At 54.3% G+C, this 13,726-nt stretch carries 14 protein-coding genes; 3 read left to right on the forward strand and 11 right to left on the reverse strand.

What is annotated here, in order from left to right; genetic code table 11:
- Positions 1-10 precede the first annotated feature (10 nt).
- From ACN0RL_RS12010 to ACN0RL_RS12025, 4 genes are all read right to left on the reverse strand, one after another.
- Complete coding sequence (locus ACN0RL_RS12010) at positions 11-700, reverse strand: histidine phosphatase family protein (RefSeq protein ID WP_417517046.1); 690 nt, start codon at positions 698-700, stop codon at positions 11-13.
- Positions 700-1,764, reverse strand: a complete 1,065-nt coding sequence (locus ACN0RL_RS12015) for a phosphotransferase family protein (protein ID WP_417517048.1) — start codon at positions 1,762-1,764, stop codon at positions 700-702. Before ACN0RL_RS12015 ends, ACN0RL_RS12010 begins: the two co-directional genes overlap by 1 nt.
- Positions 1,765-1,795: 31 nt before the next feature.
- Positions 1,796-2,617, reverse strand: a complete 822-nt coding sequence (locus tag ACN0RL_RS12020; RefSeq protein ID WP_417517049.1) for an SDR family oxidoreductase — start codon at positions 2,615-2,617, stop codon at positions 1,796-1,798.
- A gap of 187 nt (positions 2,618-2,804) precedes the next feature.
- Complete coding sequence (locus tag ACN0RL_RS12025; RefSeq protein WP_417517051.1) at positions 2,805-4,016, reverse strand: acyl-CoA dehydrogenase family protein; 1,212 nt, start codon at positions 4,014-4,016, stop codon at positions 2,805-2,807.
- A gap of 149 nt (positions 4,017-4,165) precedes the next feature.
- On the opposite strand from ACN0RL_RS12025, the gene ACN0RL_RS12030 reads away from it, so the two are divergent.
- Positions 4,166-5,059: a LysR family transcriptional regulator gene (locus ACN0RL_RS12030; protein WP_417517053.1), complete on the forward strand. Its 894-nt coding sequence runs from the start codon at positions 4,166-4,168 to the stop codon at positions 5,057-5,059.
- On the opposite strand, the gene ACN0RL_RS12035 is transcribed toward ACN0RL_RS12030, so the two are convergent.
- Together ACN0RL_RS12035 and ACN0RL_RS12040 are read right to left on the reverse strand one after the other, a co-directional pair.
- Positions 5,053-5,409 carry a hypothetical protein gene (locus ACN0RL_RS12035; RefSeq protein WP_417517055.1) on the reverse strand — a complete coding sequence of 119 codons (357 nt, stop codon included), beginning with the start codon at positions 5,407-5,409 and terminating at the stop codon, positions 5,053-5,055. The two genes, ACN0RL_RS12030 and ACN0RL_RS12035, sit on opposite strands and share 7 nt — an antisense overlap.
- A gap of 14 nt (positions 5,410-5,423) precedes the next feature.
- A complete protein-coding gene (locus ACN0RL_RS12040) occupies positions 5,424-6,185 on the reverse strand; it encodes an EAL domain-containing protein (RefSeq protein ID WP_417517161.1) in 762 nt (253 codons plus the stop codon).
- Between the two features lie 193 nt (positions 6,186-6,378).
- Between ACN0RL_RS12040 and ACN0RL_RS12045 the strand changes: the two genes are divergently transcribed.
- Entirely contained in the window at positions 6,379-7,545 is a 1,167-nt protein-coding gene (locus ACN0RL_RS12045) for an isocitrate/isopropylmalate dehydrogenase family protein (protein ID WP_417517057.1), read from the forward strand.
- Positions 7,546-7,600: 55 nt separating this feature from the next.
- Here ACN0RL_RS12045 and ACN0RL_RS12050 read toward each other — a convergent pair whose 3' ends face one another.
- From ACN0RL_RS12050 to ACN0RL_RS12060, 3 genes are read right to left on the reverse strand one after another with little or no spacing between them, the layout of a single operon-like run.
- Positions 7,601-8,173 carry a DUF1439 domain-containing protein gene (locus ACN0RL_RS12050; protein ID WP_417517163.1) on the reverse strand — a complete coding sequence of 191 codons (573 nt, stop codon included), beginning with the start codon at positions 8,171-8,173 and terminating at the stop codon, positions 7,601-7,603.
- Positions 8,174-8,222: 49 nt separating this feature from the next.
- On the reverse strand, positions 8,223-8,414 hold the full coding sequence (locus tag ACN0RL_RS12055) for a CPXCG motif-containing cysteine-rich protein (RefSeq protein ID WP_417517059.1): 192 nt from the start codon (positions 8,412-8,414) through the stop codon (positions 8,223-8,225).
- Between the two features lie 9 nt (positions 8,415-8,423).
- Positions 8,424-9,650 (reverse strand): pyridoxal phosphate-dependent aminotransferase, encoded by a 1,227-nt coding sequence (locus ACN0RL_RS12060; protein WP_417517061.1) that lies wholly within the window; start codon positions 9,648-9,650, stop codon positions 8,424-8,426.
- A 268-nt stretch (positions 9,651-9,918) separates the two neighbouring features.
- Between ACN0RL_RS12060 and ACN0RL_RS12065 the strand changes: the two genes are divergently transcribed.
- Positions 9,919-10,902, forward strand: coding sequence for a D-2-hydroxyacid dehydrogenase (locus tag ACN0RL_RS12065; RefSeq protein ID WP_417517063.1), 984 nt, complete (start codon positions 9,919-9,921; stop codon positions 10,900-10,902).
- 83 nt (positions 10,903-10,985) lie between these two features.
- Here ACN0RL_RS12065 and ACN0RL_RS12070 read toward each other — a convergent pair whose 3' ends face one another.
- Complete coding sequence (locus tag ACN0RL_RS12070) at positions 10,986-11,651, reverse strand: LuxR C-terminal-related transcriptional regulator (RefSeq protein ID WP_417517065.1); 666 nt, start codon at positions 11,649-11,651, stop codon at positions 10,986-10,988.
- A 40-nt stretch (positions 11,652-11,691) separates the two neighbouring features.
- Positions 11,692-13,641: an acetate--CoA ligase gene (gene acs / locus ACN0RL_RS12075; protein WP_417517067.1), complete on the reverse strand. Its 1,950-nt coding sequence runs from the start codon at positions 13,639-13,641 to the stop codon at positions 11,692-11,694.
- Positions 13,642-13,726 lie beyond the last annotated feature (85 nt).

Genomic DNA, 13,726 nt, shown 5'->3' on the forward strand with positions numbered 1-13,726 from the left:
CCTCAATGTGTTATCGGAACGTCACCAGGGCGGGGTCTTCCGCTTCCAGGTGGCTGTAATTATTGAAGACAGACAAGCTGCGACGGCCAGCAGAATAGAGAACACGGGTAACGCTGGTATTCGCGATTACCGAGTTCAGGGCCAGTGCCCGCTCGTCTTCCAGGCCCAGCAGATGCTGACACATCACCGCTATGGGGCCGCCAGACGTAGACACGAGCACATCGCCGCAATCTGCGTACTCGATCATTTCATCAAAAGCCTTGAGTACACGAGCTTTGAAATCCGTCCAGGTCTCGTCGTATTCCGCATCATATTCCCCGGAAGCCCACCTACGCACTGCTTCAACGAAGGCGTGCTGGAAGGCTGCAGCGGGTTTCGGAAAGGCGGCAAGATCTCTTGCCATGACTTGCCGGTCGCTCCATTCGGGCCTGTAGCGATTAACAACGGAGATGTGGTCGAATTCGTTGAAGCCGGGTGCCACCTGCATATCCGGCAACTCCGCACCGTAGCCGGTTGCAACCGCCTCAACCGTTTCCCGGTGACGCTGCAAATCACCGCCGAAAATCGCCGCCGGCCTTATTTTATCAACCATCCAGCGACCAAGAACCTTGCCCTGTTCCCAGCCTCTGGGCGAAAGCTGATCGTAGTTCTCCTTACCAAAACTGGCCTGGCCGTGACGCACAAGGTACACAGTAGCCATTAAAGAGAACTCTCTGAGATCAGCCGCTGACAGCGTTTCTCAAGATAGTTGGCGGCATGGCCAAAAGCGGCAAAACGCTTGTCTTTGGTCTGTCCATGATAGAAGCGGTAGTAGATCTGCTGCACGATCACCGCCAGCCGGAACAGCCCGTAGATTTCATAGAAATCGAAGTTATCTGCCCGAAAACCAGACGACTCCATGTAATACGCCACCACTTCCTTGCGGGTGAGCATACCGGGGCGATGGGTGGGCTGACGCCGCAGCATCTGGAAAGGGCCTTCGTCATCCGCCTCAATCCAGTAAGCCAGTGTGTTGCCGAGGTCCATCAAAGGGTCGCCAATCGTCGCCATTTCCCAGTCCAGCACTCCGATTACTTCAAAGGGGTTGTCCGGGCTCAGTACAACATTGTCGAAACGGAAGTCGTTGTGAATAACAACCTGAGCAACGTCACCTGGCATCTTGTCGTTCAGCCAGGACATAACCACTTCAAAATCGCCGACATCGTCTGTGCGAGCCTTGCGGAAACGATCACTCCAGCCGCCGATCTGCCGCTGAACATACCCGTCACCCTTGCCCAACGACTCCAGACCCGCAGCTTTGGCATCAACGCGGTGCAGATCCACCATCTTGTCGATCACGCTCAGGCACAGTTTGCGTGTGTCGGCTTCATTCAGTTCCAGGTCTTTCGGGAAATCCTGACGCAGAATGATGCCCTTCATTCGCTCCATCACATAGAAATCGCACCCCAGCACATCGTGATCGTCACAGATAGCGATAATATCGGGCACGTATGGATAGACGGGCTTCAACGCCTGCATCACTTTTGCTTCGCGCAGCATGTCGTGGGCAGACTTTGCAATCTTGCCAAAAGGCGGACGGCGCAGAACAAACGAACGGTCACCATAGTCAACCTGATACGTCAGGTTAGAAGCACCACCCGGGTACTGGCGGATCATCGGCTCGCCCGTGAGGTCCGGAATGGCACCTTTCATAAACCGGTCGACTGCCGAGAGATCCAGCTCCTCGCCTTCGCGGATGAATTCCGCCTGATCAATCTGGGTCATTCATGGCTCTCCTTTTATTCCAGCGTTCCGGTCAGGCCTTGGCCTTACCGCCCATCTTTTTCATCCAGCGCTTGCTCTCTTCGAACATAAGTTTGTCAAAAGCCCAGGGAGCGTAACGCTTGAGTATCCACATGCGGCGTTCCTTCACATGGGGCAACACCCAGAAATCCCTGTTCTTGACCGAACGCACAATATCGTCTGCAACGTGATCTGCAGAAATATTGGAGCGTTTCATCAGCTTGTTCACGTTCTGTTGAATGCCGGGAATGTCTGAACGCATGCTGTTGGTAAGATTGGTCTGAAAAAACGCCGGGCACACGCAGCTGACATGGATACCGTCGCTGCGAAGCTCCTGACTCAGGGTCTCCGACAGAGCGATCACTCCGGCCTTGGACACGTTGTAGCTGTCCATCAACGGCGCCAGCATCAGGCCCGCCATAGACGCAATGTTCACAAACGTTCCGGAGCCCTGCTTCTTGAACTGTGGCGTAAATGCCTTACAGCCACGCACAACACCCAGCACGTTAATATCGAGAATCCATTCCCAATCGCCCATGGTGGTATCTTCAATGGAGCCCGCAGAGGCCACACCGGCGTTATTCACCACCACATCCACGCCACCCCACTTGTCCGTGAGATCCGCGCAGACCTTTTCCAGATCCGTCAGCCGCCGGACATCGCACTCCACAAAGTAGCCTTCGCCACCCGCGTTGTTAATTTCCTGCTCAACACCAACGCCCTGTTCGGGATTGATGTCACCGATACAGACCCTGGCGCCCTCTCTGGCATAACGCAGCGCTATGGCCCGACCAAGGCCGCTTGCGCCGCCTGTTACGAATACTCTTTGTGTCATGGGTTTGTCCGTTGTTTGTTATTTAAAATGGATGCTTCAGCCTTGGAGTAAGGCTGAGCCGGCGGGGTGGCGTATGCTGAAACACGCTGTGAATACGTCCATGTACGCTTGGCTCCGCCATCCATGGCTCCGCACAGTTTCAGAATACGCCACCCCGCCGGCTCCTCTCATCAATGGCGCTCTATCATCAATTTTTATATTTGCGCAACTCAAGGCGAGCAACCGTGGCGCGGTGCACTTCATCCGGGCCATCTGCCAAGCGCAGCACACGGGCATAGGCAAATAACTGGGTCAGCGGGAAGTCATCATCGCTCACGCCGGCACCGCCGTGAATCTGAATCGCCTGATCCACAATGGTTTGCAACATATTGGGAATCACCGCCTTGATCATTGCGACTTCCTGAATCGCGCCGGCAATACCTTTGGTATCCAGAGCCCAGGCACATTTAAGAGTCAGTAAACGCGCCTGCTCGATGGACATACGGGCGTTGGCAATAATATCCGGGTTACCACCCAACTTGGCCAGCGGGCGACCAAACGCTTCGCGGCTCATTGCCCGCTTGACCAGCAGTTCCAGAGTGCGCTCTGCTGCACCAATCGCACGCATACAGTGGTGTACACGGCCCGGCCCAAGGCGGCCCTGGGCGATTTCAAAACCACGGCCGGGGCCTGCGATAAAAGCACTCTTCGGCAAGCGAACGTTTTCGAACAGCACCTGGCCGTGGCCATAAGGTTCGTCGTATTCGCCGAACACAGGAAGCATACGCTCAATTTTCACACCCGGTGCATCCAGTGGCACCAGAACCATGGAGTGACGGCGGTGTTTGTGGGCGTCGGGATCAGACAGCCCCATAAAGATGGCTACTTTACAGTCCGGGTGGCCAATGCCAGTGCTCCACCATTTGCGGCCATTGAGCACCACTTCATCGCCCTCAACCACGGCGGTTGCTTCCATGGTGGTGGCATCGGAAGAGGCCACGGCAGGCTCGGTCATGCAGAATGCAGAGCGGATTTCACCACTCAGCAGGCGTGGCAGCCACTCGGCTTTTTGCTCATCCGAACCGTAATGAATCAGTACTTCCATGTTGCCGGTATCCGGCGCATTGCAGTTGAATATTTCAGGAGCAATAAAGCTACGGCCTGTCTCTTCCGCAATCAGAGCGTAATCGGAGTTAAGCAGACCACAGCCATGCTTCTCGTCTGGAAAAAACATATTCCACAGGCCCTGCGCTTTGGCTTTCTCCTTCAATTCCTTGATGATTGGCAGGACAACCCAGCGATTTTCCAGGGACGCCAGTTCTTTGTGATACCGGGCTTCAACCGGGAAAATCTCTTCAGCCATAAACGTTTTTACACGCTCGAGGTAATCCTGACCCTTCTCGGAGATACTGAAATCCATTGCTGAATCCTCGCAAACATTAGGCACAAAAAATGTGCGTCACATGCGCACACGATGAAACCAGTCTAAGGCTGCACCAACTATTACACGACTGAATTATTCTTATCGTTTACTATCAACAATATTTATTCAATAAGAGCACGCACGTTATGGCCGGCACTCGCCTCGACCTCAACCTTTTGCACGTTTTTGACACTATCTACCGGGAAGGCAGCCTTACCCGGGCTGCTAAGGCCTTGCACCTTACGCAGCCGGCCGTGAGCCATTCTCTGTCGCGCCTGCGGGATCATTTCGACGACCCGCTGTTCACGCGCCAGGGTAACCAGATGGTGCCTACACCTCTTGCCCGTCGCTTTCTGGAATCCATGAAACCCGGGCTTACCCAGATTCAGGGCGCGGTTAATCAGTTTCATGCGTTTGACCCGGCTAACCAGCGTAAAACCTATTCACTGGGTTTGAGAGATGTTCTGGAGTCGACTTTTCTGCCGCAACTGATGCAACGGCTGGATCCGTATCCGGAACTGGAGATTGTCAGCAAGCGCATTCCCCGCCGGGATATGGAAACCCAGCTCGCGGCGGGCAAGCTGGATTTCGCTGTCGATGTGTTACTACCAATCAGCAGCCAGACGTCTCATGAGCTACTAAGGCAGGACAGGCTTGTAGTTCTGGCCCGGGAGGGTCACCCGCTGGCATCACGGGCTCTGGATATGGAGGGATACCTCTCAGCGCGTCACGTACTGGTTTCATCACGCACGGAAGGGCCCGGAATTGAGGATTTTGAGCTATCGCGGCTCGGAGTTCAGCGCAGCATCAGGCTTAGGTGCCAGCATTATTACGCGGCCTGCCGGGTTGTAGAAGCAACTGATTTACTGCTGACAATGCCTGAAACCTACGCCAGAATCATTTCAGAACGGGCCAGCATTACCATAATGAACCCACCGGCAGACCTGCCCTCTCTCGACGTGCACCTATACTGGCACAGGGCTTATGGTCAGGAGCCGGCGTTAATCTGGTTCAGGAAGCAGCTCAAGGCTATTCAATAAGCTCCGACGGCGACGAGAAAACCGAAGAAGCCGATGGCCGTAATGCCTAGCGAGGCCATTACAATACCAAAACCCCACCAGATGGCCGCGCCATCAGAAATCGCAACACCATGGCCGCGCAGTGTGCGATAAAACGCCCAGGGTCCGAGCAAAAACGCGCCGACCACCGCAAACACGAGCCCGATGCTGATGCCCGCAAATGTCCAGGTCGCAAGCGCAGTTGCACGATCCGATACCCGATCTGTCACGCCGTGATGCTCAAGAAACTTCTTGCAGAAAAACCAGACCAGAGCATACAGAGCGATGACAAAAACCAGGCCGCCAATAATAGTGAGAACTCGATAAAGCACGCTTCAATTTCCTGTCAGGTTGGGAAAACGGGCTCGGGCAAACATTCAAAACCGGGCCTTGCAAAGAGGTAGCCCTGATACAGATTGATCCCCTGAGATCGTAACCAGAAATACTCTTCGACGGTTTCCACACCCTCGGCCACTATCTTGCCGCCCAATTGCGTCATCATGGTAATAATGCCGGACACCACAGCCTGTTTGTTAGGCTCCTGGTGGATGTTGCGTACAAGTGCCATATCGAGTTTAAGCAGGTCTGGCGGACTTGCGATCATGATGTTGTACCGCGAGTAACCCGCACCAAAATCATCGATCGCCGTGCTGAACCCCATCTCCTGATAGGCTTCGATGATCGAAGCAAGGTGATCAACCGATGTCAGATCCTCATCTTCCGTAAGCTCGAAGATGATCTTGCTGGTATCAAAATTATACGTCCTTGCAGCCGCCAGAGTCGTCCGGATGCAATACTCCGCCTGATAGACGGCGTTGGGCATGAAATTGATACTCAACCTGGTGCTCATCCCAAGCCTGGATGCCAGCTTCACGGCCTTCACCCGGCAGATCTGGTCAAAGGTGTAGCGGTTCCGTTCGTTCACCTTGCTGAGGATGCTCAGAGCACCCTCGCCTTCAGGGCCCCTTACAAGAGCTTCGTACGCAAATACAGTCTTGTTGAGCACATCGACAATAGGCTGGAAAGCAAAGGTAAAGGCAAAATCGAGACCTTCTCCACAGGCACATTCCGCACAGTGGGACTCATCAAATAAAATGTCCGGCTTAATAAAATTCTCTCCCGAAATACAGGTCGGTCTTATCGCTCAATTGGTCAGCGTCGGCTCAAGTTACTATAACCGCCAGCAGCTCGTCGGTAAAACAGAATAAGGACTAAGCGCCCCATTCACTGGCATCCGCGGGACACCCAACTACACTGGAGTTTCAATTTCCAAGAGCCCGCCAATCAAAGGAGTCTCCAGAATGGCCCAAAATATCCGCATCGCTGTAACCCCGGGTGACGGTATTGGTCCGGAAGTCGTGGGTGAAGCAATACGCTGCCTCGAAACCCTGCGTACCCGGCATAGCCTCGCCCTTGAGTGGACCCATTTCCCCTGGCCTTCCCACGCATGGCATGAGGCGCATGGGGAGTCCATGCCCGACGACGCCCTCGCCCAGCTCAAAGCCTATGACGCCATATTGCTTGGTGCTTTGGGTGATCCGGGCCCGCTGGATGATCCGAATCGTTATCTGTTGACCGACAGCGTCTCACTGGCACCTTTACTGGACATGCGTAAAGGCTTTGACCAATGGGTATGCGAGCGCCCTGCCCGCCTGTTACCGGGTGCGCGCCAATACCTTGCAGATGAGCGCGCTAAAGACATTGATATGCTGGTGATTCGGGAGAATTCCGAAGGTGAGTATGTAAGCCAGGGCGGACGCCTGCGCAAAGGCACCGAAGATGAGATTGCGACACAAATGGAAGTGTTTACCCGCAAGGCAACCAACCGAATTATTCGCTACGGTTTCGAGCAGGCCCGCACCCGGGCCGCAGACCGCGTCAAGGAAGGCCGCACCCGAACCTTTCGATCCCTTGATGGCACTCGGGATGGGCGTGCCTGCGAAAGCCAGGTATGCCTGATCACCAAGCGGAATGCATTGCGCTACTGGGGTGACATGTACACCGAGGCATTCGAAGAAATCAGCAAGGAGTTTCCGGATGTCGCCACGCACCACGAACTGGTAGATGCGGCCTGTATGAAGTTCGTGCAGAGCCCCTGGGCCTTCGATGTGGTGGTCGCCAGCAACCTGCAGGGGGATATTCTTACGGATCTTGCAGCCGTGCTGTCGGGCGGCATGGGCGTTGCCCCATCCTGCAACCTGAACCCCACAGATCCGGACATGCCCTCCATGTTCGAGCCTACCCATGGCAGTGCTCCGGATATTGCCGGCCAGGGCCTGGCAGATCCCACAGCCATGCTATTTACGACAGCACGTATGCTGGAATGGTTAGGGCGGAAAGATCCCGCTGTCGCGGCGGCTGGCAAGGCGCTGTTTGATGCGGTAGCTGCAGATCTGGCGGAGAGCGCCGGAGCCAGGCGGGAAACAAAGGAAATCGGCGATGCAATCTGTCAAAGACTGTCAGCCTGAAAAAGAAGAATCAAAGCCAGAAAAAATTTTCTGGCTTTGATTCATTTACAAGCCTTCAGTTATCAGCCATCACAAATTCCAGACGGCCCGGCGCTACCCGGATATCCATAGGCACCATGCCAAACATACGCTGGGCGAGGTTGGTGTCATCCAGACGGTAAACAGGCATGGTTTCAAGCATCTGGGCCACTACCCGCATCACATTGTCGGTGACCGGCGCCAGATCGCCTTTGAAGAAACCCGCATCAACACTGCTTTCCAGCAGTTTTATTCTGCGGATATAGATCGCCTTTTCCGTGCTGTCATAGACCGGTGCGCCCTCAATTTTAAAAGCAATATCAACCGGGAGTTTGGCCAGAAATGCATTCAGCGCAACCTGCCCTTTCAAATCAATCACCGCGACATCCCGACCGTCCGGCCCCAGGGTAACGTCGGCGCCATCAAGACTGAGGCTGAGCGGTGAACCATTCTTCAACTGCAAGCGGTCGTAATCACGAACCGCATCCTGCAGATGCCTCTCAAGTTCTCCTTCCGAGATTGCATAAGGTGAAATGCTGGCGCAGCCACTGGATAAAGCAAGCACCAGAAACACCATGCCCCAAAGGCGACTCAGGTGCAGTTTATTCATCATCACTCTCCATTGATTAAGCCACTATCCAGCGGCAAACCCGGGCTGTTTATTCATTTTCGGCACGGGCGTCTACGTGAGGGATGAGATTATCATCAAAAACAACCTTCAATAGAATGGGCTGACAACACACCTGGCAGTCTTCCACGTATTCCTGCTCCGCCACTGACGGATCAACGCTGATCTCCAACGTCTCCCCGCAGTAAGGGCATTGGATAAGCAAAGAATCCAGAGCTGACATAGACCCTCCTCAGAACTGTTGTTTAGCCATCCACGGAATAATTCGATCAAACGCCGCATCAAGCTTCTCACAGGTCGTGGAGAAACTGATACGAACCGCGTTGGTAGAGCCCTCACCAAAGGCATCTCCCGGTACCAGGCATACTCCGGTTTCCTTGAGCATGCGCAGCGCAAGATCTGACCCATCAACATTGGGCGGCAAAGCCGGAAATGCAAAGAATGCACCGCCCGGCTTGTACCCGGTCATGTAGGGCGTCTGTTCGATCAGTTCCACAACCTTATCCCGACGCTCCCTGTAGATACCCAGCATATCTTTTACGCACTGCTGATCACCCGTCAACGCCGCCACACCAGCAAACTGAGAAGGCGTATTGGCAACCGAGGTCGTGAACATATGGAAACGTCGCAAGGATTTGATCGCAGCCTGGCTGGCAATCACCCAACCTACACGCAGCCCCGCCATGCTATAGGTTTTCGAAAAACTGCTGATGCACATGATGTTGTCCAGATCCATGGAACAGTTCAGAACACTGGCAAAATCGTCGTCATCAAAAATAAGGTGGTCATAAACCTCGTCGGCATAAACCTGGATGCCCCGATACGCGCACTCTTCCAGAATAGTTTCCACGGTACTGCGGGGGTACACAGCGCCGGTCGGATTATTCGGGTTGTTGAGGATAAGCGCAAAGGTACGTGGTCCCATGGCACGAATCACCTCATCAGGATCAAGCTGATGATTGTTCTCTGCCTGAGTCGATACGAACTTCACCTCGCCCCCGTTCATACGGATCAGAGGTGCATACAACAGGAAGGAGGGGTCCGTTACGATGAACTGGCGCCCCGGTGCCGCCGTAGCTGCAATTGCCAGATACATAGCCTCAGTGGCACCGCTGGTAACCAGTATGTTGTCCCTGGTCAGCTTGCGGTTATAGCGTTTGCTGTAATAGTCCCTCAGCGCTACCAGTAACTCAGGCAGCCCTGCATCCATGGTATAGCCGGTTTGCCCTGCGTTCAGAGCGTCGATGTAAGCATCAACAATATGCCTGGGTGTCGGCAGATCCGGCTGACCAATGGAGAGATGAATCACATCTTTCATGGTAGCCGCCATATTAACCATGCGCCGGATTCCCGGTACCGGAACTGCCTGCATGGCAGGATTCCAGCTGGCCTTGGTCTTCCGGTACTTCACTTTTCGCGGTGTTTCCTGGCCGGTGTCTCTGTTGGCGGCGTCTGCCATAACAACCTCCTGCAACGGGAACGGGGGCAAATAAAGAACTACCACTGCAGGTTAGTCAGTAAGACCAGGGCATACAAGACAAAAACAGACAAACATTGCGTAGGTAAAAGTACGTGCCGATACAGCTTTGTCCGGCCCCAACCAATTCAAGCCAGGGTTGACCCGATGGCATCTGCCTACCAGACTGTGTTGAGGGCCTGGCAGCGGGAATAACAAGCCTCAGAAAACACACATACAATCACCAGCCATCTGACCAAGCGGAGGTTCAATGACTCAGCGCAGCAAGCCTGTGGTAACGGTTCTCACCGCCCCCGGTGAGCAGGAACCGCCGGGAATGGATTCACTCAGAGCGCGCGCAGAAGTGCGCTTCGCCAGTGACGAGGCAACTCTGAGAAGCAGCCTGCCGGGCACCGATGTAATGATGGTGACGGATTTCCGCACCGAGGCTCTCGAGGCGGCGTGGGGTTGCGCTGACAAGCTGCAATGGATCCACGCGACCAGTGCCGGGGTAGACGCTCTGATGTTCCCGGCCCTGACCAAAGGTAAGGTTGTGGTCACTAACGCCAGAGGCATATTCGACCGGACCATCGCCGAATACGTGCTGTGCACCATTCTGATGTTTGCCAAGGATTTCCCGGGGTCTATCCGTTTGCAACTCAAGCACCAGTGGAAACATCGGGACACCGAAAGAGCCGAAGGTAAGAAAGTTCTGGTCGTGGGTGCAGGCTCCATAGGCCGTCAGATCGGGCGCCTTGTGGCGGCTGCAGGCCTGAGACCTCACGGCATTGCCCGAACAGCCCGCACAGATGATCCCGATTTTGTTGCAGTCCACGGTAACGACGATCTTTACGAGCAGCTGGGGCATGCTGACTATGTGGTTATCGCGGCACCGCTTACGCCGCAAACCGAGGGCCTGTTTGACCAAAAAGCATTCAAAGCCATGAAAAACACGGCGCGCCTGATCAATATAGGGCGCGGGCCGATTGTGAAAACCGACGACCTGATTGCCGCCCTCGAAAGCGGTGAGATTGCGGGTGCAGGGCTTGATGTATTTGAAGAGGAGCCTCTACCCGAGGATCATCCTCTGTGGGACATGGAAAACGTTACCATGACGGCGCACATGGCCGGTGACTTTATCGGCTGGAAGCGGGCCCTTACCGATCAGTTTCTTGAAAACTTTGATCGCTGGCATAAAGGCGAAGAGCTATTCAATCTGGTCAATAAGGAGTTGGGTTACGCAGGAAGTAAATAATCAGGCTCGAGGCAGGTATAGATATAAAGAAAAACGGGAACCTGCGGGTTCCCGTTTTTTTATTCAGGCCATCAAGCTGATATTCAGCTTCCTGACAACGACTGGTCTGAAGGATCGATTTCCATTTGCTGTATCGCAATAACCGCCTGAGTGCGGTTACGAACCCCAAGCTTACGGAAAACAGCCGTAATATGTGCCTTGATGGTAGCCTCGGACACATCCAGATCGTAAGCAATCTGCTTGTTCAGCAGCCCTTCCGCCAGCATACCGAGAACCCGGAACTGTTGCGGGGTAAGTGATGCAAGTTTTTCGGAGAAATCAGTGGTATCGGAGTGCATGCGCTCAAGCTTGTCTGCCACACCTTCCGGCAGCCAGACATCACCCTCGAGTACGGCACGAATTGCCTCTGTGATAGTAGGCAACGGCGCCGACTTCGGAATAAAGCCAGACGCCCCATAATCAATGGAGCGCCGCATCACCTGCAGCTGCTCCGATCCTGACACAACCACCACCGGTAACCCGGGATACTGCCCACGCATGAACACCAATCCGGAAAAACCATGGGCACCCGGCATATTGAGATCAAGCAGAACCAGGTCTGCATCCGGGTGCGAATCTACCGACGCCTGCAACGCCTTGATGCTTTCAACTTCTACGGTTTCAGCATCAGGCACCGCTTGATTGACCGCCTGTTTCAGGGCAGCCCGAAACAATGGGTGATCATCAGCGACGATAATTGTTTGTGTCATTAAAACGATTCCTCACAGGTTTATGGCCTGCTTTCAGACCTTATTTGAACTCGCGACTGCCGATGAGCTCGTCCACCACACCCGGGTCTGCAAGTGTAGAGGTGTCGCCCAGCTGGTCGTGTTCATTTGCAGCAATCTTACGCAATATCCGACGCATAATCTTGCCTGATCGTGTTTTTGGCAAGCCCGGCGCCCACTGAATCACATCCGGAGACGCGATCGGGCCGATTTCCTTACGCACCCACTGTACCAGTTCCTTTTTGAGCTCGTCTGAAGGCTCTTCGCCCTGCATCAGTGTCACATAGACATAGATGCCCTGGCCCTTGATGTCGTGAGGGAAGCCAACAACCGCTGCTTCGGCAACCTTGTCATGGGCTACCAGGGCGCTCTCAACTTCAGCTGTGCCCAGGCGATGGCCCGATACGTTGAGTACGTCATCAACGCGACCGGTAATCCAGTAATAGCCATCTTCATCACGACGCGCGCCGTCACCGGTAAAGTACATACCCTTGTAGGCGCTGAAATAAGTCTGGATGAAACGATCATGGTCGCCGTAAATGGTGCGCATCTGCCCGGGCCAGCTGTCCAGGATAACGAGGTTACCGTCGGCTTTGCCTTCCAACACATTGCCTTCGCTGTCAACCAACCCCGGCTGAACGCCGAAGAACGGCACTGTCGCAGAGCCCGGTTTCAAGTCAATAGCGCCCGGTAATGGTGAAATCAGAATGCCGCCGGTTTCAGTTTGCCACCAGGTATCCACGATGGGGCACTCACTGTTGCCGATAACACGATGATACCATTCCCAGGCCTCGGGGTTGATAGGTTCACCGACAGAGCCCAGCAATTTCAGGCTCTTCCGGTTTGTACCATCCATGCAGGCTTCACCTTCAGCCATCAGAGCCCGGATTGCAGTAGGCGCCGTGTACAGAATATTGACCTGATGTTTGTCGACAATCTGCCCCATTCGCGAGCTGTCCGGGTAGTTCGGAACACCCTCGAACAATACGGAAATCGCACCGTTACATAACGGCCCATAGAGAATATAGCTATGGCCGGTCACCCAACCAAAATCTGCAGTACACCAGTAAACGTCACCGTCGTGATAATCGAACACGTACTGGTGAGTCATGGAGGCATACACCATGTAACCGCCAGTCGTATGCAAAACGCCTTTGGGCGCGCCGGTTGAACCGGACGTATAGAGCATGAACAGAGGATCTTCCGCGTTCATGGGCTCTGGAGGACAGTCTGCAGAGGCAGACTTCATCAGGTCTTCATAACGCTCGTCGCGACCTTCGTTCCAGGGCACATCCTTATTGCCGGTGCGGCTGACAACGATGACTTTCTCTACGCTCGCGCCGCTTTCATTCTTCAGCGCAGCATCCACATTCTTTTTCAGCGGTATCTTGCGGCCTCCACGCAGGCCTTCATCGGACGTAATTACATAGCGGGATTTGCCGTTGGCAACCCGGGCGCCCAAAGCTTCTGGAGAGAAACCACCAAAAACAACCGAATGGATCGCGCCAATACGTGTACACGCCAACATCGCCACGGCCGTTTCAACGATCATCGGCATGTAGATAGTGACCACGTCACCCTTCTTCACACCCAGGCCTTTCAGAACGTTGGCAAACTTGCTGGTCTCTTCATGCAATTCGCGATAGGTAACGTGACGGGAATCGGCGGGATCATCGCCTTCGAAAATAATGGCTGTCTGGTCGCCGCGCGTCGCGAGGTGACGGTCAAGGCAGTTGGCTGAAGCATTCAGCTGCCCGTCTTCAAACCACTTGATGGAAAGATTGTTGTAATCAAAAGTGGTGTTCTTGACCTTGGAATACGGTTTGATCCAGTCAAGGCGTTTGCCATGCTCGCCCCAGAAAGTATCTGGATCCTCAACCGATTGACGATACATTTCGTCATACTGTTCCCGGTTCAGCAAGGCGCGTTTGGCCACTTCCGGGCTTACCGGATAAAGATGCTTATCAGTCATTGTGCTCCCCCTTGATCAGAGTCTGTTGTTTTTGTCGGTACCATTAATTCAAAGCGACAGGGCACGCCTGCCCCGCGGACACATG

The organism is Marinobacter sp. (assembly GCF_048259445.1).
Lineage (GTDB): Bacteria > Pseudomonadota > Gammaproteobacteria > Pseudomonadales > Oleiphilaceae > Marinobacter.